This is a genomic window from Mesorhizobium sp. LSJC269B00, assembly GCF_000502815.1.
Lineage (GTDB): Bacteria > Pseudomonadota > Alphaproteobacteria > Rhizobiales > Rhizobiaceae > Mesorhizobium.
Map to the genome: position 1 here is coordinate 29,990 of NZ_AYVN01000016.1, position 22,341 is coordinate 52,330.

Annotated in this window: 27 protein-coding genes; 18 read left to right on the forward strand and 9 right to left on the reverse strand. The window is 63.9% G+C overall.

Annotated elements, in window-relative coordinates; all coding sequences use genetic code 11:
* Positions 1–34: 34 nt before the first annotated feature.
* Entirely contained in the window at positions 35–1,054 is a 1,020-nt protein-coding gene (locus X771_RS139100; RefSeq protein WP_031195645.1) for a substrate-binding domain-containing protein, read from the reverse strand.
* Positions 1,055–1,272: 218 nt separating this feature from the next.
* Between X771_RS139100 and X771_RS139095 the strand changes: the two genes are divergently transcribed.
* From X771_RS139095 to X771_RS139070, 6 genes are all read left to right on the forward strand, one after another.
* A complete protein-coding gene (locus X771_RS139095; protein ID WP_050587494.1) occupies positions 1,273–2,106 on the forward strand; it encodes an inositol monophosphatase in 834 nt (277 codons plus the stop codon).
* A 34-nt stretch (positions 2,107–2,140) separates the two neighbouring features.
* Positions 2,141–3,193, forward strand: coding sequence for an ABC transporter substrate-binding protein (locus X771_RS139090; RefSeq protein WP_084023702.1), 1,053 nt, complete (start codon positions 2,141–2,143; stop codon positions 3,191–3,193).
* Between the two features lie 108 nt (positions 3,194–3,301).
* Positions 3,302–5,488: an iron ABC transporter permease gene (locus tag X771_RS139085; protein WP_050587496.1), complete on the forward strand. Its 2,187-nt coding sequence runs from the start codon at positions 3,302–3,304 to the stop codon at positions 5,486–5,488.
* 14 nt (positions 5,489–5,502) lie between these two features.
* Positions 5,503–6,603, forward strand: coding sequence for an ABC transporter ATP-binding protein (locus X771_RS139080; protein ID WP_050587493.1), 1,101 nt, complete (start codon positions 5,503–5,505; stop codon positions 6,601–6,603).
* A gap of 98 nt (positions 6,604–6,701) precedes the next feature.
* Positions 6,702–7,175, forward strand: coding sequence for a carboxymuconolactone decarboxylase family protein (locus X771_RS139075; protein WP_023673089.1), 474 nt, complete (start codon positions 6,702–6,704; stop codon positions 7,173–7,175).
* Positions 7,175–8,032, forward strand: a complete 858-nt coding sequence (locus X771_RS139070) for a sigma-70 family RNA polymerase sigma factor (protein ID WP_023684011.1) — start codon at positions 7,175–7,177, stop codon at positions 8,030–8,032. Before X771_RS139075 ends, X771_RS139070 begins: the two co-directional genes overlap by 1 nt.
* 115 nt (positions 8,033–8,147) lie before the next feature.
* Here X771_RS139070 and X771_RS139065 read toward each other — a convergent pair whose 3' ends face one another.
* Entirely contained in the window at positions 8,148–8,732 is a 585-nt protein-coding gene (locus X771_RS139065) for a TetR/AcrR family transcriptional regulator (protein ID WP_023690068.1), read from the reverse strand.
* Positions 8,733–8,834: 102 nt separating this feature from the next.
* Between X771_RS139065 and X771_RS139060 the strand changes: the two genes are divergently transcribed.
* Together X771_RS139060 and X771_RS139055 are read left to right on the forward strand one after the other, a co-directional pair.
* The gene (locus tag X771_RS139060) at positions 8,835–9,650 is read left to right on the forward strand and encodes an oxidoreductase (RefSeq protein WP_023690069.1); all 816 of its coding nucleotides are present in this window, start codon (positions 8,835–8,837) and stop codon (positions 9,648–9,650) included.
* Between the two features lie 68 nt (positions 9,651–9,718).
* On the forward strand, positions 9,719–10,720 hold the full coding sequence (locus tag X771_RS139055) for an NADP-dependent oxidoreductase (RefSeq protein WP_023690070.1): 1,002 nt from the start codon (positions 9,719–9,721) through the stop codon (positions 10,718–10,720).
* A gap of 98 nt (positions 10,721–10,818) precedes the next feature.
* Here the strand turns inward: X771_RS139055 and X771_RS139050 are convergent, their stop codons facing one another.
* Positions 10,819–11,736, reverse strand: a complete 918-nt coding sequence (locus X771_RS139050) for a polyprenyl synthetase family protein (protein ID WP_023690071.1) — start codon at positions 11,734–11,736, stop codon at positions 10,819–10,821.
* A 132-nt stretch (positions 11,737–11,868) separates the two neighbouring features.
* On the opposite strand from X771_RS139050, the gene X771_RS139045 reads away from it, so the two are divergent.
* The 4 genes from X771_RS139045 (at position 11,869) to X771_RS139030 (ending at position 14,650) form a co-directional block, all read left to right on the forward strand.
* Positions 11,869–12,576: a transglycosylase domain-containing protein gene (locus X771_RS139045; RefSeq protein WP_050586887.1), complete on the forward strand. Its 708-nt coding sequence runs from the start codon at positions 11,869–11,871 to the stop codon at positions 12,574–12,576.
* Between the two features lie 153 nt (positions 12,577–12,729).
* Positions 12,730–12,912 (forward strand): 50S ribosomal protein L32, encoded by a 183-nt coding sequence (gene rpmF, locus X771_RS139040; protein WP_008834724.1) that lies wholly within the window; start codon positions 12,730–12,732, stop codon positions 12,910–12,912.
* Positions 12,913–13,110: 198 nt separating this feature from the next.
* Positions 13,111–14,058 (forward strand): agmatinase, encoded by a 948-nt coding sequence (locus X771_RS139035; protein WP_023690073.1) that lies wholly within the window; start codon positions 13,111–13,113, stop codon positions 14,056–14,058.
* Between the two features lie 190 nt (positions 14,059–14,248).
* Positions 14,249–14,650: a hypothetical protein gene (locus X771_RS139030; protein WP_023670154.1), complete on the forward strand. Its 402-nt coding sequence runs from the start codon at positions 14,249–14,251 to the stop codon at positions 14,648–14,650.
* 238 nt (positions 14,651–14,888) lie between these two features.
* Here the strand turns inward: X771_RS139030 and X771_RS139025 are convergent, their stop codons facing one another.
* The 3 genes from X771_RS139025 to X771_RS139015 form a co-directional block, all read right to left on the reverse strand.
* Positions 14,889–15,320, reverse strand: coding sequence for a heme-binding protein (locus tag X771_RS139025; protein WP_023690074.1), 432 nt, complete (start codon positions 15,318–15,320; stop codon positions 14,889–14,891).
* 175 nt (positions 15,321–15,495) lie between these two features.
* On the reverse strand, positions 15,496–15,729 hold the full coding sequence (locus tag X771_RS139020) for a hypothetical protein (RefSeq protein WP_023684002.1): 234 nt from the start codon (positions 15,727–15,729) through the stop codon (positions 15,496–15,498).
* 79 nt (positions 15,730–15,808) lie between these two features.
* On the reverse strand, positions 15,809–16,336 hold the full coding sequence (locus tag X771_RS139015) for a helix-turn-helix domain-containing protein (RefSeq protein ID WP_023670151.1): 528 nt from the start codon (positions 16,334–16,336) through the stop codon (positions 15,809–15,811).
* A 114-nt stretch (positions 16,337–16,450) separates the two neighbouring features.
* Between X771_RS139015 and X771_RS139010 the strand changes: the two genes are divergently transcribed.
* From X771_RS139010 to X771_RS138995, 5 genes are all read left to right on the forward strand, one after another.
* Positions 16,451–17,284 (forward strand): alpha/beta hydrolase, encoded by an 834-nt coding sequence (locus X771_RS139010; RefSeq protein WP_023690075.1) that lies wholly within the window; start codon positions 16,451–16,453, stop codon positions 17,282–17,284.
* A gap of 116 nt (positions 17,285–17,400) precedes the next feature.
* Positions 17,401–18,057, forward strand: a complete 657-nt coding sequence (locus X771_RS139005) for a glutathione S-transferase family protein (RefSeq protein WP_023690076.1) — start codon at positions 17,401–17,403, stop codon at positions 18,055–18,057.
* A gap of 5 nt (positions 18,058–18,062) precedes the next feature.
* Positions 18,063–18,389: a metalloregulator ArsR/SmtB family transcription factor gene (locus X771_RS0135050; protein WP_031197100.1), complete on the forward strand. Its 327-nt coding sequence runs from the start codon at positions 18,063–18,065 to the stop codon at positions 18,387–18,389.
* Positions 18,390–18,412: 23 nt separating this feature from the next.
* Positions 18,413–18,787, forward strand: a complete 375-nt coding sequence (locus X771_RS139000; RefSeq protein WP_032904808.1) for a nuclear transport factor 2 family protein — start codon at positions 18,413–18,415, stop codon at positions 18,785–18,787.
* A gap of 16 nt (positions 18,788–18,803) precedes the next feature.
* Entirely contained in the window at positions 18,804–19,268 is a 465-nt protein-coding gene (locus X771_RS138995) for an SRPBCC family protein (RefSeq protein WP_023690078.1), read from the forward strand.
* Positions 19,269–19,297: 29 nt separating this feature from the next.
* On the opposite strand, the gene X771_RS138990 is transcribed toward X771_RS138995, so the two are convergent.
* The 3 genes from X771_RS138990 to X771_RS138980 all read right to left on the reverse strand — a co-directional run bounded on the left by X771_RS138990 (position 19,298) and on the right by X771_RS138980 (position 21,123).
* A complete protein-coding gene (locus X771_RS138990) occupies positions 19,298–19,561 on the reverse strand; it encodes a metalloregulator ArsR/SmtB family transcription factor (RefSeq protein ID WP_023690079.1) in 264 nt (87 codons plus the stop codon).
* 32 nt (positions 19,562–19,593) lie between these two features.
* On the reverse strand, positions 19,594–20,832 hold the full coding sequence (locus X771_RS138985) for an MFS transporter (RefSeq protein WP_023683997.1): 1,239 nt from the start codon (positions 20,830–20,832) through the stop codon (positions 19,594–19,596).
* Between the two features lie 96 nt (positions 20,833–20,928).
* Positions 20,929–21,123, reverse strand: a complete 195-nt coding sequence (locus X771_RS138980; RefSeq protein WP_023670145.1) for a DUF1192 domain-containing protein — start codon at positions 21,121–21,123, stop codon at positions 20,929–20,931.
* A 146-nt stretch (positions 21,124–21,269) separates the two neighbouring features.
* Between X771_RS138980 and X771_RS138975 the strand changes: the two genes are divergently transcribed.
* On the forward strand, positions 21,270–22,280 hold the full coding sequence (locus tag X771_RS138975) for an NAD(P)H-quinone oxidoreductase (RefSeq protein WP_032887144.1): 1,011 nt from the start codon (positions 21,270–21,272) through the stop codon (positions 22,278–22,280).
* Positions 22,281–22,341: the final 61 nt, after the last annotated feature.

A 22,341-nucleotide genomic window follows, 5' to 3' on the forward strand; every position in this document is an offset into this window, starting at 1 on the left:
TACGTTTCCCGTCTTGACCGACACATGTTTCGCATCAGCCCTGACCCGGCCTCACCGTGCTGCGCCAGACCATGGGCGCATGGCAGATCAGGCGGCTGCCAGCCTCCTCCCGCGCGCCGGTCGCGAGCCGCACGGCGCGCCTGGCGATCTCCTCGATCGGCGGCGAGAACGTCGTCAGCCGGTAAGAGGCCCAGTCGGCCTGTTCAATGTCGTCAAAGCCGATGACGCAGAGATCGCGGGGTACGTTGATGCCGAACTCGTGGCGGGCCGCATCGAGAAAGCCGCACGCAATCAGGTCGGTCACGCAGAACGCCGCATCCGGCCGCTGCCGGCCGGAAAAGAGCCGCCTGGCGCCATCGGCTCCGGTGGCATAGCCGGTGCGGCCCTCGCGCCACACGGTCACCTCCAGCCCTTCCTTCTGCGCGGCGGTAAGGAAGGCGGTTTCGCGGGAGAGCAGGCTGGGCGTGCCGGCAGCCGAGGTCACCAAAGCGGGGCGGGTACAGCCGGCCCGGATGAAGGCATGCAGCGCTGCCTCTGCGGCTGCAGCGTTGTCGACACCGATATTGTGCGGGCCGTCGAAGCGGTCATCGCGATTGATCAGCACCAGCCGCTGGCCGTTCTCAAGACAGGTGCGGATCAGCAACTGCGGCGGCGAGCCGGACAGAACGATGCTCGCATCGGCGCGATAGTTCAGCGTGTTGCGCAGCGCCTGGTCGACATGGTGGCTGGGGCCGGAGGTGTTGAACACCATGGCCATTTTGCCGGCGTCCCGCAGATGTTGGGTCAGCGCCTTCTGCAGGCGGGCATGATAGGGCGTGTCGCCATCGGCAACGATGAGGCAGACAATGCCGGTCGAGGCCCGCATCAGGCCGCGAGCCAGATGGTTGACGTGATAGCCGAGTTGCTCGGCGGCCAGCATCACCCGCTCGCGGGTTTCCCCGGAAACGGAAGCGCCGGGCGTGAAGGTACGTGACACCGCCGAACGTGAAACCCCGGCGAGGTCGGCAACCTGCTGGGCGCTGGAAAAACCGGTGCGGATTCTCGGAACCGTCAAGCGAACGCTCTCGCTGCTGTTTTCGTGATTCTTTGCACGCCAGTGCAATGTAATGCAACTCTTCTGCCATTGCCACCCACCGCACTTGACAGGCATGGCCGAATGCAACAGCTTTGCACAGCCGTGCAATACAAGCCGGCTCAAGAGTGGCATCGGAGGAATACCCTGTCCATTTCGCCGAAGACGGCATTGAGGGCGCGATTGTCCGGACCGGCTGCATGAGCAGGGCGGCGGCGCATCCGAAGGCGGACCGGCTGTCCGAGGCCGAGATGGACAGGCGTGCCGAGGTCTGCCGGAAACTGCTTGTCACGGCCGGGCAACTGGCGATGGAAGGCTATGCCCGGCAGGGCGCCGTCCAGCCGGTGGCGATGAAAGGCCCGCAGGATTTTCTCACTGAAACCGACGGCAAGGTCGAGGAGCACATCCGCGCGACGCTGGCAGAGGCTTTTCCGCAGGACGGGTTTTTGGGCGAGGAAGGCGGTGGCATCGGCTCTGCCCGCATGTGGGTCGTCGACCCCATCGACGGCACCGCCAATTTCATGCGCGGTATTCCGCATTTCTGCATTTCGATAGCTTTCGTCGAGGACGGCCGCAGCGAGATCGGCGGCATTGCCAATCCGGCCATCGGCGAAACGTACTTTGCCCGTCGCGGGCACGGCGCGACGCGCAATGGCGCGCCGATCCATGTGTCGCCGACGCAAGCGTTCGACCGCGCCTTTGTCGAGTTCGGCTGGTCGCCCAGGATTCCCAATCGCGACTATCTGGACAAGGTGAGCCTTGTCTGGGCACTCGGCGCCAATGTGCGGCGCTCCGGCTCCGGAGCGCTTGGGCTGGCCTATGTGGCCGACGGCCGCTCGGATGCCTATGCCGAGCTGCACATCAATTCGTGGGACTGCCTGGCCGGATTGCTGCTGGTGGAGGAGGCCGGCGGCCGTGTGAACCGGTTCCTCGACGGCGACGGCATGGCGAAGGGCAATCCCGTGCTTGCGGCAGCACCCGGTGTCGCGGCGACATTGTCCCAGGTGATCGGAGTGCCGCTCGACGACGGGTAGATCGTTTCCAGTGAGAAGACAGGGAGGAATATCGATGAAGACATTTGACAGTAAGCAAGGCTTGCGCGCCGCCTGGCTTGGCCTTGGCGCGGCGCTGGCCATGTTCGGATTGGCGGGTGCCGCCCAGGCGGCCGACCGCAGCCTCACAATGTATTGCGCCGTCGACGAGGCCTGGTGCCGGGCGATGGCGACCACCTACCAGAAGGAGACGGGCGTCAGCGTCGACATGACCCGCATGAGCGCCGGCGAAATCTACGCCCGCCTCCGGGCCGAGAAGGACAATCCGCAAGCCGATATCTGGTGGGGCGGCACCGGCGACCCGCATCTGCAGGCGGCGGAAGAGGGCCTCACCCAGGAATACAAGTCGCCGCAACTGGCAAACTTGCGCGACTGGGCGCTGAAGCAGGCCGACAGGTCGAAGAACCGCACGGTCGGCATTTATCTCGGTGCGCTCGGCTATGGCTACAATGAGGAAGATCTGAAGCAGCGCGGGCTGACCGCGCCGGCGTGCTGGGCCGATCTGGTCAAGCCGGAATTCCAGGGCGAGATCGAGATGGCCGATCCGAATTCATCGGGCACGGCCTGGACCATGCTTGCCACCATCGTCCAGCTGATGGGCGAGGACAAGGCATTCGACTATCTCAAGCAGCTCAACAAGAACATCGCCGAATACACCAAGGCAGGGGCCGCGCCGGCGCTCGCCGTCGGCAAGGGCGAGACGCTGATCGGCATCTCCTTCCAGCACGACGTCATCAACGCGGCCAAGCAGAACCCGGCGGTGAAGGTGGTTTCGCCTTGCGAGGGCACCGGCTTCGAGATCGGCTCGATGAGCATCGTGACGGGCGCCAAGCATGTCGAAGAGGCGCAGAAATTCTACGACTGGGCGCTGAGCCCGGAAGCGCAGAAGCTCGCGGCGCCGAACGGCAGCTTCCAGATCCCGTCGAACACCGCCACGCCGGTGCCGCCCGAGGCGCCGGACCTCTCGAAGATCAAGCTGATCGACTACGACTTCGCCAAATACGGCTCGTCGGCCGAACGCAAGCGGCTGTTGAAGAAGTTCACCGATGAGGTCCGCAATGGCGGCTGAGCGCGTTCTTTCGCGCTCACTCTAGCATCTGATCGCCGGCTGCCCCTCGCGGCAGCCGGCGCACCATCCTTTGGCACAGAAAGACATTGAATGGCCGCGGCCGGTTCCATGGTCAGTTCCGCTCCTGGACGCAGCGCGCTCGCCTGGGTGATGGCCGCGTGGGCGAGCTTCGTGCTCTTGCCTTGGTACAAGGTCGAAGGCGGCTTCCTGTCGTTCGAGTGGCTTGCACAGCCGGCGGATGCGACGCCGGCCATCATGCTGGCGCTCGGTGGCCGGCCCTGGCTGTTGCCGCTTGTCCTGCCGCTTCTGCTGGCGAGCTGGCTGGTGGCGCGCAACAACCCCAAGAGCCTGGCGGTTGCAGGCGCGGCGGGCCTGCTGTGGCTGGCCATCGAAGGCTTTTCCATCATCCATTCGGGCTGGGGATTTGGCTTGCTTACCCGGATCGCCGGCACGCCGGGACCGATACAGCCGGGGCTCGGCTGGGGTGCGGCGCTCTATGCCGTGGCGATGCTGATGTTCATCGCCGAGGCGCTCGCCGCGCGCGGCTGGTGCAAGGGCGACCGTTTCGTCGTCGGCTCGCTCTCAATCGTGATTGCTTCGCTGATCCTGTTCGTCGCCTATCCGCTGCTGTCGATCCTCACCTCGGCCATCCAGGACAATGACGGCAATGTCGTGCCGGCGCTGTTCGTCGAAAAGATCTTCAGCGCCAACATATGGAGCCTGCGCTGCCTCTATGGCGAGGGCCCCTGCGGCGTGGCGTGGAACACGGTGGCGATCGCAGTCCTCGTCGGCTTTTTCTGCACGGCGCTTGGGCTGGCTCTGGCGCTGATTGCGCTTCGCACCAAGCTGCCGGCCAAATGGCTGCTGCGCGGCCTGTCCATCCTGCCGATCATCACGCCGCCCTTTGTCATCGGCCTGGCGCTGATCCTGCTTTTCGGCCGCGCCGGCATCGTCACCAACCTCATGTCGGTGCATCTCGGCATTCCGCGCAGCCGCTGGATCTATGGCATGGCCGGCATCACCATCGCGCAGGTGCTGGCCTTCACGCCGATCGCCTTCCTGGTTCTGGTCGGCGTGCTGCAAGGGGTCAGCCCAAGCATGGAGGAAGCATCACAAACCCTGCGCGCCAGCCGCTGGCGCACGTTTCGCACCGTCACCTGGCCGTTGATCCGGCCGGGGCTGGCCAGCGCCTTCCTGATTTCGTTCATCGAGAGCATGGCCGATTTCGCCAATCCGCTGGTGCTGGGCGGAAACTTCAACGTGCTGTCGACCGACATCTTCTTTGCAGTGGTCGGTGCGGCGCACGACCAGGGCCGCGCGGCGGTGCTGGCGATCGTGCTGTTGATGTTCACGCTGGCAGCCTTCGTCATCCAGCGCCGCTGGATCGGCAGCCGCAGCTACGTCACCGTCGCAGGCAAGGGCGATGGCGGTGTACCGGCGACGCTGCCCAAGGCCTTGCGGATCGGCTGCTACGCCGCCGTCGTTCCGTGGCTGGTTCTGACCATCGTGGTCTACGGCATCATCCTGGGCGGCGGTTTCGTGCAATCGATCGGGCGCGACAACACGCCGACGCTCCAATATTTCCTCACCGCCTTTTCGATCGAGAAAGGCGTCAATGGCTGGTTTTTCAGCGGCTCGGCCTGGCCGTCGCTGCTGATGACCATCGGCCTGGCGCTGGTGGCGATGCCGTTCACCGCGGCGCTCGGCATCCTGACGGCCTATCTGCTCGACCGGCAGCGTTTCGCCGGGCGTACCATGTTCGAGTTCCTGGCCATGATGAGTTTCGCCATTCCCGGCACGGTGATCGGCGTCAGCTATATCCTTGCCTTCAACGTGCCGCCGGTGCAGTTGACCGGCACCGGGCTGATCATCGTCATCTCCTTCATCTTCCGCAACATGCCGGTGGCGATCCGTGCCGGGCTTGCCAATCTCGGACAGATCGACAAGAGCCTGGACGAGGCATCGCTGACGCTTGGGGCGCGGTCTTTTGCTACCTTGCGGCGGGTGATCCTGCCGATCCTGAAGCCGGCGATCGTGACCGCGATGATCTACAGTTTCGTGCGCGCGGTGACGGCGGTCAGCGCCGTCATCTTCCTGGCGAGCGGCCGGTTCAATCTCGCCACGGTCTACATTGTCGGGCGCGCAGATGTCGGCGAATACGGCATCGCGATTGTCTATTCGGCGGTGATGATCGTTGTCATGATGGTCATCCTCATCGGCATCCAGCTGCTGGTCGGCGAACGCCGGCTCGGCCGGCGCCGTGCGGGTCCGGAAGCCGTCGTGGCGGCAATCTGATGGGGAGAAGCGGCGTGGATCAGACGGCGAAGAATGCTGCCCCGGTTGTCACGGACAGGCCGGCCGTGCGGTTCGAGGGCGTCACCAAGAAATACGGCGCGGTGATCGCCGTCGACAATGTCAGCTTCGACATCGCGCCGGCCAGCCTGGTGACGCTGCTCGGGCCCTCGGGTTGCGGCAAGACGACGACGCTGCGGCTGATCGCCGGGCTGGAACAGACCAGCACCGGGCGCATCCTGATCGACGACAAGGACGTCACCTTGCTGTCCGCCGCCGAGCGAGATGTCTCCATGGTGTTCCAGTCCTATGCGCTGTTCCCGCACATGAACGTGATGGAGAATGTCAGCTACGGCTTGCGGGCTATGGGGCTTGGCAAGGCGCAGGCAGCCGAGCGCGCCGCCGAAAAGCTGTCGCTTGTCGGCCTGTCCGGCTACGAGAAGCGCCAGCCGAGCGAATTGTCCGGCGGCCAGCAGCAGCGCGTCGCGGTGGCGCGAGCCATCGTACTGGAGCCGAAGGTGCTGCTGTTCGACGAGCCGCTGTCCAATCTCGACGCCAAGCTGCGCCGGCGCGTGCGCGACGAAATCCGGGGTCTCCAGCAAGATCTGGCGCTGACCATGGTCTATGTCACGCATGACCAGGAAGAGGCGCTCGCCGTCTCCGACCGCATCATCGTCATGAACGCCGCTCGCGTCGCCCAGGACGGCACGCCGCGCGACCTCTACAACGAGCCGACCAACCGCTTCATCGCCGACTTCATGGGCGACGCCAATCTGCTCGACGTCGAGGTGCTTTCCAGCAATGCGACCAGTGCAAGGGTCAAGGTCGGACCCTTGCTGCTCGACATGCCGGGTCGCGGTAACGCTCCGGGGCCGGCGATGCTCGCTGTGCGCCCGAATGCCGTGCGCATCTTGCCCGGCCAGCCAGCGGGCACCATGAAGGGCCGGGTGGTCAAGAGCTCGTATCTCGGCGACCACATGGAATACCGCATCGCGATCAGCGATCCGGCGGTCGAACTGTTCGCGACATCGCCTGATGTCACACCCGCCGTGGCGGAAGGGACGATGGTCGGGATCGATTTCGATCCGGCGAAGATCGTGCTGATCAAAGACGATTGAACGCGCCGGGAAAGCACCTTCGAAAAAATCCAGCCTGAATGTCACACCGGCCGGTCTTGTCTCGTCATGATGGCGTACCCAACACAAGGACTGCAATCATGACCGCCAAGATCGACCTCTTCGCCGCCGCCCCTGCGCTGATCAAGCAGTGGCAGCGCGCATCGACCGAACTCTCCGTCGCCGCCGGGCTCGAGCACAGCCTCAACGAGCTGGTGAAGCTTCGGGCGTCGCAGATCAATGGCTGCGCCAACTGCATCAATCTGCATGCCACCGAAGCGCGCGAGAATGGCGAGACCGAGCAGCGCATCTATCTGCTGCCGGCCTGGCGCGAAGCGCCCTGCTACAGCGACCGCGAGCGTGCCGCGCTCGGCTGGACCGATGCGCTGACGCGCCTCTCGGAAGGACAGGACCGCGAAAGCGCCTATGATGATCTTAAGGCGCATTTCACCGAGGAGGAGCAGGTGAAGCTCACCGTTTTGATCAACATCATCAATGGCTGGAACCGCATCGCCGTTGGCTTCGGGCTCTACACCGACGCAGCAACGATACGCGCCAGCGCCAAGGCGGCCTGATGACGGCGACGGCACCCGACGACGCGGCAGCGGGCTTCGGCCCGCTGCGTCCGAAGCTGATGCGGGTCGCCTATCGCATGCTGGGCTCGGTGAGCGACGCCGAGGATGTCGTGCAGGATGCCTTCATCCGCTGGATGGGGACCGACCGCTCGCAGGTTCGCGAGCCAGAAGCGTTCCTGCGCCGCACGGTGACGCGGCTTTGCCTTGACCAGCTCAAATCCACGCGGCGCCAGCGCGAGACCTATATCGGCCCTTGGCTGCCCGAGCCGATCGTCGAAGAGGACGATCTTGAAGATGTCACCTTGCCGCTGATGTTGGCGCTGGAGCGGCTTTCGCCGCTCGAGCGGGCGGCCTTTCTGCTGCACGATGTGTTCGGGCTGGAATTCGAGGAGGTCGCGACCGCCATCGAGCGCGATTCAGCCGCCTGCCGCCAGCTTGCCGCTCGCGCACGGGGCCATGTCCGCGAGGCGCGGCCTCGCTTCAAGGTGGAGAAGCAGCGTGGCCTGGAGATCGCCGAAGCCTTTTTCGCGGCATCGCGCAGCGGCGACATGCAGGCGCTCGGCGCGCTGCTGACGGAAGATGTCAGCGCTCATGCCGATGGCGGCGGCAAGCGTCCGGCGGCTTTGGCGCCGGTGCTGGGCTTCGACGCCGTCATGAAGCAATACGCGCAAGTCGCGGCCTGGCTGCGCGACAATCGCTCGACGCTGGTGCGCATCGGCTTCGTCAATGGACTGCCGGGGTTCGTCACGCGGGAGGCCGATGGCGAACTGCAGACGACCGCGCTTGACATCGAGGACGGGAAGATCGCGGCCGTCTATGTCATGCGCAATCCCGACAAGCTCAGGCATCTGCGTTAGACCCGATTGAATCGGAGCGAAATACCGGTTCGGCCCGCCTCCAAAAGCCGGCCCTTCCTGTGTGCGACCCGAGGACGATGTCAGGGCTGCCCTTTGCCGCTGCCGCCACCGACCTCTAGGATGCCTTCTCCCCGTCACGTGGCTGGATCAGCCTGCGCGCGGCATCTGCTCCTGCCGCAAGGAAGCGATCCGACAATTCGGTCCCTGCCACCGCGCGGGCCAGTTGAAGCGCGCCGATGAGGGTCGCAAAGACGCCCGTGGCAACGCCTTCCGGATCCCTGGCCTGCGGAAGCGCTGCAGACAACTGGCGCACCAAAACCAGCAAGCGTTCGGTGTAGACTTGGCGCGTTTCGGGCGGCTGACGCGCGAGTTCCGGCAACAGGGCGGCCGACGCGCAGCCGGCTCCCGGATTGTCCCGGTGCTCAGCTGACAGATACGCCGCTATGCCCATCTCCGGACCACCGGCTGCCAATACCTCCTGCAGTTGCTGCGACTGGGCCTCCAGTGCCGCTACAAGGCTTTCACGCACAAGCTCCGCCTTGGACTGGAAATGCGGATAGAAGGCTCCGTTCGTCAGTCCGGCGTCGCCCATGATGGCTGCCAGTCCGGACGCGGCGATGCCGTCACCGCGAAAACGCTGGGCTGCGACCTCGACGATGCGATCGCGAGAGGCGTCCTTTCGGCCCTTTTCGTAGCGCATGGCGCTCTTCCTTTCTGCTATTGCATTATAGGTGTAATGTGATATTACGATCATAATTCAATCAACGGCAAAAAGCTAGCCCTCATGTCTGTGGAGTATCAAATGAGTACCCTTTCGGGAAGAACCGCAGTCGTGACCGGAGCCTCTTCGGGCATCGGCCGCGCCAGTGCCGAGGCCTTGGCGCGGGCGGGGTATACCGTCTTCGGGACAAGCCGCAGCAAGGCCGGCAACGGCCCGGCGCAGGTGTCCATGCTGACCTGCGACGTGACCGACGGGGAGTCGGTCAGCGCCCTCGTTGCAACCGTGCTGGCCCAGACCGGTCGTATCGATCTGCTGGTGAACAATGCCGGTGTCGGCCTGCTTGGCGGTGCCGAGGAATCTTCGGTCGCACAGGTGCAGGCTCTGTTCGACGTCAATCTGTTCGGCGTCATGCGCATGACCAATGCGGTGTTGCCGTCGATGCGGCGCCGCGGCCAAGGGCGCATCGTCAACATCGGCTCGATTCTGGGATTGGTGCCCGCGCCATACTCAGCGCACTACTCGGCGGTCAAGCACGCGCTGGAGGGCTATTCGGAATCGCTCGATCATGAGGTTCGCGCCTTCAACATTCGCGTCTCGGTCATCGAGCCGGCATTCGTGCGCACCGTCTTCGACCAGAACGGCATCGAGCCGGATTCCCTGTTGAAGGACTACGATCAGGCGCGCGCCGGTCTCAAGGCGCTGCTTGCCGATGTGATGCCCAAAGCCGATCGGCCGGAAGTGGTGGCGGATGTGGTCGTCAAGGCAGCGACCGACGCCCGTCCGCGACGGCGCTATACCGCAGGGAAGGCAGCGCGCCAGGTCAGCCTGCTGCGCCGCTTCGCCCCCGCGGAGATGTTCGACAAGACCTTGCGCAAGCAGTTCCGCTTGCCGGTCTGAACAACGGCGGGACGGAGAATTTCACGCACAGACAGCAGGCCAACAGACACTTTCAGAAAGTCACTGCCATGAAGGCATTCGTTGTCGATAAATATAGCAAGAAAGGCATTTTGCGGCTGGCCGAGATGCCGGAGCCGGAGCTGCTGGACAATGACGTCCTGGTCGAGGTCCATGCCGCCGGGGTGAACCTGCTGGATTCCAAAATCAGAACCGGCGAATTCAAACTCGTCCTTCCCTATCGCCGGCCCTTCATCCTCGGTCACGACGTTGCCGGGAGGGTTGTCAGGGTGGGCTCGAAAGTCCGCAAATTCAAACCCGGCGACGCCGTCTATGCGCGGCCGCGCGACGGCCGGATCGGGACATTCGCCGAATTCATCGCAATCGATGAAGCCGACGTGGCGCTGAAGCCGGCGAACCTCAGCATGGAAGAGGCGGCCTCGATCCCGCTGGTCGGTCTGACCGCCTGGCAGGCTCTCATCGAGAGGGCGGGTCTGAAGACAGGCCAGAAGATCTTCATCCAGGCTGGCTCCGGCGGCGTGGGGACATTCGCCATCCAGTTGGCAAAGCACCTCGGCGCGATCGTTGCGACAACAGCGGGCGCGGCAAGCAACGATCTGGTCAGGGATCTCGGCGCCGATGTCGTCGTCGACTACAGGAAGGACGACTTCGAGAAAATCCTGTCGGGCTACGACGTCGTCCTGAACAGCCAGGACGCCAAGACGCTTGAGAAATCCCTGACTGTGCTGAAACCGGGTGGGAAGCTCATCTCGATTTCCGGTCCTCCGGATCCCGAATTTGCCAGGAAACAGAGACTGAACGTGGTGCTAAGGCTGCTGCTGCGGCTGCTGGGCCGTGGTATCAGGACCAAAGCCAAGCGCCGGGGCGTGGGATTTTCGTTCCTGTTCATGTCGGCGCAAGGTGAGCAACTGAGCAAAATCACGTCCCTCATCGAAGATGGGGCGATTCGCCCGGTCGTCGACAGGGTCTTTCCTTTTGAAGCGACCAATGAGGCGCTGGCTTACGTCGAAACAGGACGCGCCAAGGGCAAGGTCGTCGTCAAGGTCAGATAGCGCGCCCAGTTGCTTTGGGGGCATTTGAGAGACACCAAAGCAAGGCAGCGCAAGGCCGACAAATTCCGAAAACGGTTCGGCATCCGATCGCCCAAACCTCAGTTGTTGCGGATTGCCACGAAGCTTGCCGCTGCCTTCAGCAAGGCTGCCTGTTCACCGTAAGGCTCGAGCAATTCATGCGCCTGCTTGACCAGCCCATGGAGCTGGCTGCGCGCCCAGTTCGCGCCATGCAGCGCCACCAGCGTCGCCTTGCCGGCGGCTGCGTCCTTGCCGGTCGCCTTGCCCATCTGGCTGGCATCGGCGGTCAGGTCGAGCAGGTCGTCGGCGAGCTGGAAGGCAAGCCCGACCGCCGAGCCGAATTCGGCCAGCCGGTCGCGGTCCTGCGGTGCAGCGCCGGCAATGATCGCGCCGGCTTCGCAGGCGTAGCGGATCAGCGCGCCGGTTTTCATCGCCTGCAGCCGGACGATGCCGGCCTCGTCCGGCCTGTTGCGCTCGGCTTCGAGATCGAGCGTCTGCCCGCCGACCATGCCCCCCGTGCCGGCGGCGCGCGCCAGCGCCAGCACCAGCGCCGCCCTGCGCTCCGCCGGCAGCGCCGTCGCCTCATCGGCGAGGACATCGAAGGCAAGCGTCAGAAGCGCATCGCCGGCAAGTATGGCGGTGGCTTCATCGAAGGCCTTGTGCACTGTCGGCTGGCCGCGGCGCAGATCGTCGTCGTCCATGGCAGGCAGATCGTCATGGATCAGCGAATAGCAATGCACGCATTCGAGCGCCGCCGCCACGCGCATCGCCGCCTCGCCATCGGCGCCAAAAAGGGCGGCACTTTCCATGACCAGGAAGGGGCGCAGCCGCTTGCCGCCGTTCAGCACGCCATGGCGCATGGCCGCCATCAGACGCTCCGGCCGGGCGATCTCGCCGGCAAGCGTGCGGCCGTCGAGCAGCAGCCTGAGCCCGGCCTCGATCGCCGCCGCCCGCCCCAGAAGTCCGGCCTCAAAGGCCAATTGCTCGTCTTTCGTCATGGCCGGGAGCGGTAGCCGACACTCAGACGTTGCGCAAGAAGCCTCGCGCCATTATGCCGGAGGCGGGAGAGTGGCGCGGGTGGGGGCGGCTTGACGGAACCGATCGTCGATCATGAAACCGAAGGGTTTGAGATGGCGCGACCAAGGCGTGTGAACCGCGCCGGTCTGAAGCGCCTGGCACGGCGCGGCCTGGTCGTCGCCGTCGTGCTGGCGGCGATACCCATTGGGCTGACCTTCCTCTATCTGCCGTCCTTCGTGCATCCGATATCGACCTTGATGGTCAAAGACCTCGCGACCTTCTCCGGTTACGACCGGCGTTGGGTGTCGATCGACGATGTGTCGCCGGTGCTGGCCAATTCGGTGATCATGTCGGAGGACGGTCAGTTCTGCTTCCATCGCGGCATCGATCTCGGCGAATTGCGCGGCGTCGTCGACGATGCGCTGGCCGGCGAGGCGACGCGCGGCGCCTCGACCATCACCATGCAGACGGTGAAGAACCTTTTCCTGTGGTCGCGGCCGCTGGGCTCGGTGCGCAAGGTGGTCGAACTGCCGCTGGCCGTCTATTTCGATGCGGTGATGTCGAAACGGCGGATCATGGAAATCTATCTCAACATCGCCGAATGGGGGCCGGGCATTTACGGCATCGAGGCGGCGGCGCAGCATCATTTCGGCGTTTCGGCCAAGCAGCTGTCGCGGCGGCAGGCGGCATTGCTCGCCGTCTCGTTGCCCAATCCGATCGCCCGCAATCCGGCCAAGCCCGGTCCGGGTCTGCGGCGCCTGGCGTCGCTGATCGAACGCCGCGCCGGCCGTTCGGGCGCGTATGTCGGTTGTCTTGATTAGGTCGAACCGCTGCCGGCTCAAAAAAAATCGCCACGGTGCTGGCCAAAACGGCGCAGGGCGTGTATAGGCACCCGACTTTCTCAGATTATGGCCCTGACGCGGCCCTTTCACGAGGGCTATCGGGGCATTTTGACCATGTAGTGGAGCATATCCATGGCCGTTCCGAAACGAAAAACCTCTCCGTCCAAGCGCGGCATGCGCCGCTCGGCCGACGCTCTCAAGGCCCCGACCTATGTCGAGGACAAGAATTCCGGCGAAATGCGCCGCCCGCACCATATCGACCTGAAGACCGGCATGTATCGCGGTCGCCAGGTGCTGACGCCCAAGGAAAGCTGAGACCAGCTTTCGAAGGGTTTGATGCCAAAAGAACCGGCCATTGGCCGGTTTTTTTGCGTTTGGTGCGCGCCGCGCCGCCAACTATGCCAAAGACCGGGCGTCCGTGGCGATACAAGCTGCGGCGGCGGTGCTGTATTGAGTCCGCATGCCTTGTCGCGGCGCTTCCGCGCGATGATCGACCGGCTTCAGAGGGACCGCATGACCAAGCTCACCACAGCACCCCGCGATATCTTCCAGACCTTCATGAACTTCCCGCTGGTCGAGGACCTCGATGCGCTGAAGGCGGATGTCGCCATCATCGGCATGCCTTACGGCAGTCCCTACACGATCGACGAGCTGGTCAACGACCAGACCAACGCGCCGACCGCGGTGCGGCGCGCCTCGCAGCGCATCAGCCTCGGGCTCGACCGCTATGATTTCGACATTGGCGGAACCCTGTTCGACGGGCAGGACGTCAAGGTGGTCGATGTCGGCGATGTCCCCGGCGATGCCGCCGGCAGCCACTACAGGTTGGCCGAAACGGCGATCCGCAAGATCCGCGTCGCCGGCGCCTTGCCGATCACCATTGGCGGCGATCACGGCATTCCAATCCCGATCCTGCGGGCGCTTGACGGCGAAGGGCCGATCACCCTGGTTCAGATCGATGCCCATCTCGACTGGCGCGACAATGTCAACGGGGTCAGGGAAGGCTATTCCAGCCCCATCCGCCGCGCTTCGGAGATGGCGCATATAGCCGGGATTTTCCAGCTCGGCATCCGCGGCCAGGGCAGCGCCCGGCTCGAGGAGGTCGAGGCGGCCCGCGCCTACGGCTCCAACATCGTCACCGCCAATGAATGGCAGGATATCGGTACGGCGGCGCTGCTCAAGCGCATCCCGGACCGTGGCCGCTATTACCTGACCATCGATGCCGACGGTCTCGATCCCGCTGTCATGCCGGCGGTCGAAGGGCCGGCGCCTGGCGGCATCAGCTACCGGCAGACGATCGAACTGATCAAGGGGCTGTTCGCCAAGGGACGTGTCGTCGGCATCGACATCGTCGAGATCGCGCCGGCGCGCGACGTCAACGAGATCACCTCGATGACCGCCGGCCTTTTCATCCTCAACGCTATCGGCGCCGCCGTGCGGACAGGCCAGTTCAAGCGCTGAATCCGGCGTGTCGGTGGTCAGCCGGGGCAACTGTGGCTGACAGGGTTGTTTCGCGCGGTCTTTTTCCGTGTTTGCGGGCGCTAGCGAAAAATCTTGACGGCGTGCCTGCGGGGCATTCTACAGAAGGTGCCCCCATTGTTCGCAATTCCTTGGGAAACCGCTTTCCTGGAATTGCTAGAGGAGACGCCTGATGTTCGGTGCCATCCCGCTGCTGATCGTGCCCTTCGTGGCCTACAATCTCGGACTCCTCGGAATATTCGGCAGCGGCGACGATCCGTGGGCGACCGAGATCTTCTCGTTCAGCATGATGTCGGGCGGGGTGTTCTCGATGACGCTCGGCGACCTGATGGTGGTGATCGGGCTGATCTTCCTGTTCCTCGAAATGGTGAAGTCGGTGCGCACCACGAACGCCTCGATCATGGACCATCTGTTGTCGACGCTGGTCTTCGTGGCGTTCCTGGTCGAGTTCCTGCTGGTGAAGGGCGCGGCGCACTCCGTCTTCTTCACGCTGATGGTGATCGCCCTGTTCGATGTGCTGGCCGGGTTTTCGGTGTCGATGCGGTCGGCGAGTAGAGACATAAATTTGAACTAGCCGCCTTCGGTCGCATCCGTTCGCGATTGGCGTGGCTGCTCTTTCTGGTCCTCCTGGGGCGAAGCAAGGAGCGAAGCGACGCGGCGCAGACCTTGGGATCCATTCCGTGAAGCTAAGGCGTTGCAATGGTTCAGAATTCTGCTCCGCTTACACTTGCGGCAAAGGTCGCGGCATGGATCCCGGGGTCTTCGCGACGGAGCTTCGCTCCTGCTTCGCCCTGGGATGACGAAGCTCCCCCTCAGCCCGGATCGGCGGTGAAGCCCGCCGCTTCGATGCCGGCGATGGCGGCGGCCTCGTCATTGTCCGACGTATCGCCCGAAATTCCGACGGCGCCGATGACGGCGCCTGCCTTGTCGCGGATCAACACGCCGCCGACGACCGGCAATACGCGTCCACCCGAAACGTCCGAAATGCCGGCGACGAGATGCGGCCGCTCCTTGGCGAAAGCCTCGACACGGCGCGAGCCCATGCCGATGGCCAGCGCCCCATAGGCCTTGCCGGCCGACATTTGCGGGCGCAGGAACGAGGCGCCGTCCTGACGCTGGAAGGCGACGAGATGCGCGCCGGCATCCAGCACGGAAACGCCGAGCGGCTTGAGCTTCAGCTCGGCGCCCTTGGCGAAGGCGGCGTCGATGATGTGCTTGGCTTTTTCGAGGGTCAGTGCGGTCATGGCTGTCTCCTGATCAAAACGCGTCAATCATCGCCTGACATGCGGGATGCGAAATCCCGGTTGCGGTTGAAATTGCCTCGCGTGGGAAAGCGGAAATGGCGGGCATTGCTGATCGTGGCACATGGCCGATACGATCCGCCGGCATCCAGATCGGGCGTCGATGAAGAAGGCCGCGCTATTTTTTCTTGGCTCGGGGCGCTTTCTTGACCGGAACGGCAGGGGCGTTGGCGAGGTCTTCCGCTTCCTTGGCAAGGCGCAATGCCCGGAGCTTGTTGGTCTTGGCCTGGCGGGCGTCGGCCTCGGCGACATACTCCGCCATCGCCTTTTGCCGCACCGTGGCTGCCTCTTCCTGCTTCTTGAAACGCATATCTGCCCTGGCGCGGGCAGTATCCTTAGAGTTCTCGACCAAGAGCGTTATCCAATCCCGTAAATTATGTTTTTCAGCCCCTTGATAGCAGAGCCGGCCTGATAATGGGGAAATAAGTTGGTCAAGCGGCCGGGGCCTCGATGCCGCTCGACGCCTTGCGGGCTACCACCGCCTCATATCCGGCCTGCAATGTAGCGCGGACGGAAGGCTGCGCGGGTGTGGCGACAGGCGTGCCCAGATGGTCGTGGCGCAACTCGTCCATGAACTGCTCCCACATTGGCGGCCCGCCTTTCTCCAGCAGCTCGGCGCGGATCGAAAGCTCCTCGCTCACCGGCAGCCAGACGCGGCCCCAAGCGCCGAGATGCGCCATGATCGGCACCAGCGTGATGGCCATCTCGGTCAGGCTGTAGATCGCCTTCTGCTTGTGCGAGGGGTCGTCGGCCTTGGTCAGCATGCCGAGTTCCATCAGCCGCTTCAGCCGGTCGGCCAGGATATTGGAAGCGATGCCCTCGATCGAGCCGTTGAGCAGTTCGCGAAAGTGGCGTTTGCCGCCAAAAATCATGTCGCGCAGGATGATCAGGCTCCAGCGATCGCCGAACACTTCCAGCGACAGATTGATAGGGCATCCCGAGCGGTGTTCGGTTTTCATCCGACTCTCCTCAAAAACCGGTTGCATTATCGTATCAGTTTTATTATCGTGCAACCGATTGCAAAATGCAACCAGTTTGATTGGCCTTTGATTGGCCGATAGGAGGAGAGTCCCATGACAAGGGCCGCAGCACCCGAAATCGTCTCCCAGACGTTTGGCGATCCCGGAGATCCAGCCATTCTGCTGATCATGGGCGCCATGGCCTCGATGCTCTGGTGGCCGGAGGCGCTCTGCAGAAAGCTCGCCGGCGAAGGCCACTTCGTGATCCGCTACGACAATCGTGACACCGGCCTGTCGACCAAATATACGCCGGGCGAGCCGCCGTATACGTTCGACGACATGGCGGACGATGCGGTGCGCGTCCTCGACAGTTGCGGCATCGGCAAGGCGCATGTGATCGGGATGTCGATGGGCGGCATGATCGCGCAACGACTGGTGTTGAAACATCCCTTGCGTGTCATCTCGCTGACCGTAATCAGCAGTTCGCCGGTGGGGATCGACACATCGCAGCTGCCGGGAACGACCGAAGCCTATATGGAGCACTCGGCCGATGGCGCCAGAGTCGACTGGTCGAACCGCGACCAGGTGGTCGGCTTCGTCGTCAAGGATGCGCGTGCGATCGCCAGCACCGCGCATCCCTTCGACGAGAAGGCGATGCGGGCGTTCGTCGAACGGGACTACGACCGATCCGGCGGCTTCCTGAGCGCGACTAACCATTTCATGCTGAAGAGCTGCGAGGATCTGAAAGGACGCCTGCGCGAGATCAAGGTTCCGCTGCTCGTCATTCACGGGACATCGGATCCGATCTTTCCGGTCGAGCATGGCGCAGCCCTTGCCGACGCTGTTGCCGGCGGGCGGCTTGTCCGCGTCGAAGGCGGTGGCCACGAACTGCATCCCGACGACTGGGGCACGATCGTTGCCGCCATCGTGGCGCATACCAAACCCTGAAGGCAGTCTGGAACCTTGACACATTCGCCTCACGGAAATAGTTAAGTAAATGCTTCAGTGTTGGCGCTGGCTGGCACCGCTCCAGCATCGACGAACCGCAAACAGACGAGCAAAAAATGTCCCTGACCTTCCATTTCCATCCGCTGGCATCGTTCTGCTGGAAACCGCTGATAGCGTTTTACGAGAACGATACGCCCTTCACGCCGGTTATCGTCGACCTCGGCGATGAGCAGTCGCGGGCAGCGTTCCTGAAGGTGTCCCCGACCGGCAAGATGCCGGCGCTGCGTGACGATGCACGCAACCGCACGGTGCTGGAATCGACCATCGTCATCGAATATCTGGCGGCGCATTATCCCGGGCCGGTTGAGCTTATCCCGGCCGAGGCCGACCTTGCTCTCCAGGTCCGCCAGGCCGACCGTTTCTACGATTTCTACGTGCAGGCGCCGATGCAGAAGATCGTCGGCGACAGGTTGCGCCCGCAGGACAAGACCGATCCGTTCGGGGTCGATGAGGCGCGCGCGCAACTGCGCAACGCCTATGCGATCATCGAGGAGGAGATGCGCTCGAAACTCTGGGCGGCCGGGCCTACCTTCACCATGGCCGACTGCGCGGCCTCGCCGGCGCTGTTCTACGCCAACAAGGTCGAGCCATTCGGCGACAGCTATCCGGCCGTGAAACACTACCACGACCGCCTGCTCAAGCGGCCGTCCTTCGCCCGGGTGGTCGAGGAGGCGCAGCCCTACTTCAAGTTCTTTCCCTACAATAACGGCTGATCGCGATGCTGCACGATCCCGCCCAGTTCGACCTGATGTTCCAGGCGCTCGCAGACCCGGCCAGGCGCAGCATGGTCGAACGGCTGTCGCGTGGGCCGGCCTCGGTCAGCCAGTTGGCCGAACCGCTGGCGATGTCGCTGTCGGCCGTCGTCCAGCATCTCAACGTGCTCGAAGCAAGCGGGCTGGTGCGCTCGGAAAAGCTCGGCCGTGTGCGCACCTGCCAGATCGCGCCGCAGGCGCTGCGCAGCGCAGAACACTGGATCAACGAACGGCGGCTGACATGGGAGCGTCGGCTCGACCGGCTCGGCGATTTTCTCGCCGAGACCGAATGACCTGAAGCAGAGGAGAAATGACCATGCCCGGCAAAAGCAGAGCGGAGTTGATCCGCGGCTATTTTTCCGCCTACCAGGCGAATAACAAGCCTGCCGTCGCGGCGGTGCTCGCCAACGATTTCACCTTCACCAGCCCCTATGACGACGCCATCGACCGTGCGACCTATTTCGAGCGCTGCTGGCCGGACAGCCCGGCCTTCAGCTCGATCGTCATCGAGCGGATATGCGAGGACGAGGACGCCGCCTTTGTCCTCTATCGCTGCGAGACGGCGGACGGAAAGACCTTCCGCAACACCGAACTGCATCTGTTCCATGGCGACAGGTTGCGCGCCGTCGAAGTCTATTTCGGCGCGTCCTATCGCGACGGCGTCTTCGTCGCGCAGAAACCATCAAGCTGACCAAGAGGACCCGACCATGGCCGAACGATCCGTCGTCCACTCCACCTTCGTCCTCGAGCGCCTCTATCCAGTTGCGCCGGCGAAAGTCTATTTCGCGCTCAGCGATCCGGCCGCCAAGCGGCGCTGGTTCGCCGACCCCGACAACCCGATGACCCACAGGCACGAAATGGATTTTTGCGTCGGCGGCCAGGAGGTCAATGCCGGCGGGCCGAAGAACGGGCCGATCCACACCTATACCGCCACCTATCAGGACATCGTGCCCAACCAGCGCATCGTCTACAGCTACGACATGCTGTTCGGTGATGTCAGAATCTCGGTTTCGCTGGCGACAATTGAGCTTCGCCCGGAAGGCACGGGCACGCGTCTGGTGCTCACCGAGCAGGGCGCGTTTCTCGATGGGCACGACACACCGTCATCGCGCGAGCATGGTACCCGATTCCTGCTCGATGCGCTGGGCAAGGCGCTGGCAACGGACACTTGAAAGCCAGGGAGGCGAGCTGGAATCTCGGCCTATGCTTCCCAGAACTGATCAAGCCAAATATTGAGCTTGAGGAAGCCGGCACTGCTGACTGTATAGACGCGCCTCGTGCCCTCGGCCCTGGCCTGAACCAGACCGGCGTCCAGCAACACTTTCAAGTGCTGGGACACGGCCGGGCGGGAGACTGGAAGGCCCGAAGCCAGCTCGTTGACGGTTTTCGGGCCACGCCGGAGCTCTTCCAGAAGATAGCGCCGGTTGGGGTCGGCAATCGCCATGAAGGCGTCAGAAAAGATCATGCCTATACTTGTGGGGCAAAGCTTTTCAAATCTCAACCGTCGGCTTCCGCTTTTCTGAGCCGCAGTGCTTCAGGGGTGACCGAGCGATCGGCCGGCTGGGTCTTGAAGGCATCGCGGTCTTCGATCGGCACCGGCGCGCGGCGGCTGATGCGCAGCAACGTGTAGGCGGCGAGGCTGAGATGCGCCAGCGCGGTGGCCAGGAACAGGCCTTCGGGGCGGAGCCAGCCCATCAGGGCGGCAGCCAGCAAGGGCCCGATCATGGTTCCGAAGCCATACAGAAGCAGCAGGCCGCCCGAGACCTTGACGAAATCCTCCGATCGGGCGTGGTCGTTGGCATGCGCCACGGCGATCGAATAGAGCGTGTAGGCAAAGGCGCCGTAGGCAGCGGCGAAGACAATGACGAGGACGGCGGAACGCGGTTCGAACAGGAAGATCAGGATGGCGAACAGTGCGGCGCCGAAAGCCGCGCCCGCCAGCACGAAACGGCGGTCGGTCTTGTCGGAGAGGCGTCCGGCCGGAAGCTGCATGGCCGCGCCGGCAATAACGACAAGGCTCATCATCAGTGCGATCTGGGCGGTGGAGATGCCGATACGGGCGCCGTAGACGGCGCCAAGCGTGCCCCAGGCGCCATTGGCGATGCCGACCAACAGGCAGGCGATCGCCGACACCGGCGAGTTGGCGTAGAGACCTTTGACGTCGAGCTTGACGTCCTGCAAAGGCTTGGGAGACGAAGCCGACGACACCGCGGTCGGGATCAGCGACAGGCAGAACAATATGCCGGTGATCATGAACAGCGATGCCGATCTGACGTCGCCGCCGGCAACGATCATCTGGCCGCCCATGATCGAGGCATAGGTGACCATCATGTAGAGGCCGAAGACGGTGCCGCGGTTCTCGTTTGTGGCCTTCTCGTTCAGCCAGCTTTCGATGACCATGAAGGCTCCGGCCATGGTGAAGCCGGTGAAGGCGCGCAGCAGGATCCAGACATATTCGTCGATGATCAGGCCGGTAAGCAACGCCACGATGGCGCCCGAAGCGGCAAAGGCGCCGAACGCCCGGACGTGGCCGGCGCGGCGCACCAGGCGCGGTGCGAAGAAGCAGCCGGTGACGAAGCCACCGGCCCAGGCCGTGCCCATCAGGCCGAGCGATGCGGTCGAAAACCCTTCGAGCTGGCCGCGCAACGGCAACAACAGGCCGTGCAATCCCGAAGCCGCGAGCAGGAAAGCGGTGCCGCGAAGCAGCGAGAGGATCGGCCTGTAGCTTGCAAACATTGTTTGATCCGTCTGGAGATTCGGTGGCGGGGTCTGAAGACAGGCGCATTCGGGCTTTTCGGCGGCGGATGCTCAACGCCGAAACTAACGCGAAAACTAGCCGCGGCGAAACAGGGCTTCGGCCGCCGATTTGGTGCTGCCCTTGGTCTGGAGCTCGGCTTCGAGCCGGGCAATCTCCTCGCGCAGGATGCTGATCCGTTCGGTAAGGTCACCGACCGAAAGCAGCGACAGATCCTGTCCGATCTCATGCGGGCGGGCTTTCTTTTTGGGTTCGTCGTCGAAGATCGCCATCGTCGCTCCTCCCTATTCAGTTTTGGGCTGATTTGGCCATTTGCCTGATCCGGCAATCAGCATACATAGGGCAGGGGCGCAGATGCAAACAGCCGGCAAGAAGCTGGCAGCCGGCGACAGACCGGCGGACCGAGACGGGAAATTTCATGGCGAGCGGACATAAAATTCCAGCCACGATGACGGCCATCGCAATCTCGCAACCGGGCGGGCCGCGGGTGCTGAAACCGGAAACGCGCGACGTGCCGGTGCCTGGTCCCGGCGAAATCCTGATCCGGGTGCGTGCGGCCGGCGTCAACCGCCCCGACGTGCAGCAGCGCAAGGGCGCCTATCCGGCGCCGCCCGGCGCCTCCGACCTGCCCGGTCTCGAGGCATCGGGCGAAGTGGCCGCCCTTGGCGACGAGATATCGCGCTGGCGCATCGGCGACCGGGTCTGCGCGCTGACGCCGGGGGGCGGTTATGCCGAATATGTCAAGGTTCATGCCGGCAGCGTGCTGCCGCTGCCCGCCGGCTTCACCCACACGGAGGCGGCCGCGGTTCCGGAAAACTATTTCACCGTCTGGCACAATGTGTTCGAGCGCGGCGGCTTGAAAAAGGGTGAGACGCTGCTGGTCCATGGCGGCTCATCGGGCATCGGCACCACGGCGATCCAGCTGGCGTCGGCCTTCGGCGCGTATGTCGTCACCACCGCCGGCAGCAAGGAAAAATGCGACGCCTGCCTGAAGCTCGGCGCCGACCGGGCGATCAACTACCGCGAGGAGGATTTCGTCGCGGCGGTCAAGGATGCGACTGGCGGCAAGGGGGCCGACGTCATTCTCGACATGGTCGGCGGCGACTATATCGCGCGCAACTACGAGGCCGCCGCGGTCGAGGGCAGGATCGTCCAGATCGCCGTCCAGGCCGGCGCGGTGGCGAGCGCCGATTTCTCGAAAATCATGGTCAAGCGGCTGACCCACACCGGCTCGACGCTGCGGCCTCGCACGGTCGAGTTCAAGGCGGCGCTCGCCGCCGCACTGGAAGCACAGGTGTGGCCGCTGCTCGGCACCCGGAAGGTAGCGCCGGTGATGGACATGATCTTCCCGCTGACCGACGCCTGGCGGGCGCATGAGCGCATGGAAGAGGGCGAGCATATAGGCAAGATCGTTCTCGACGTCGGCTAGATGGGGCGAGATTCAGGTGAGGCCGGCCTGCGAATGGCGGCTCCCTGCGCTTCCGGCCTTC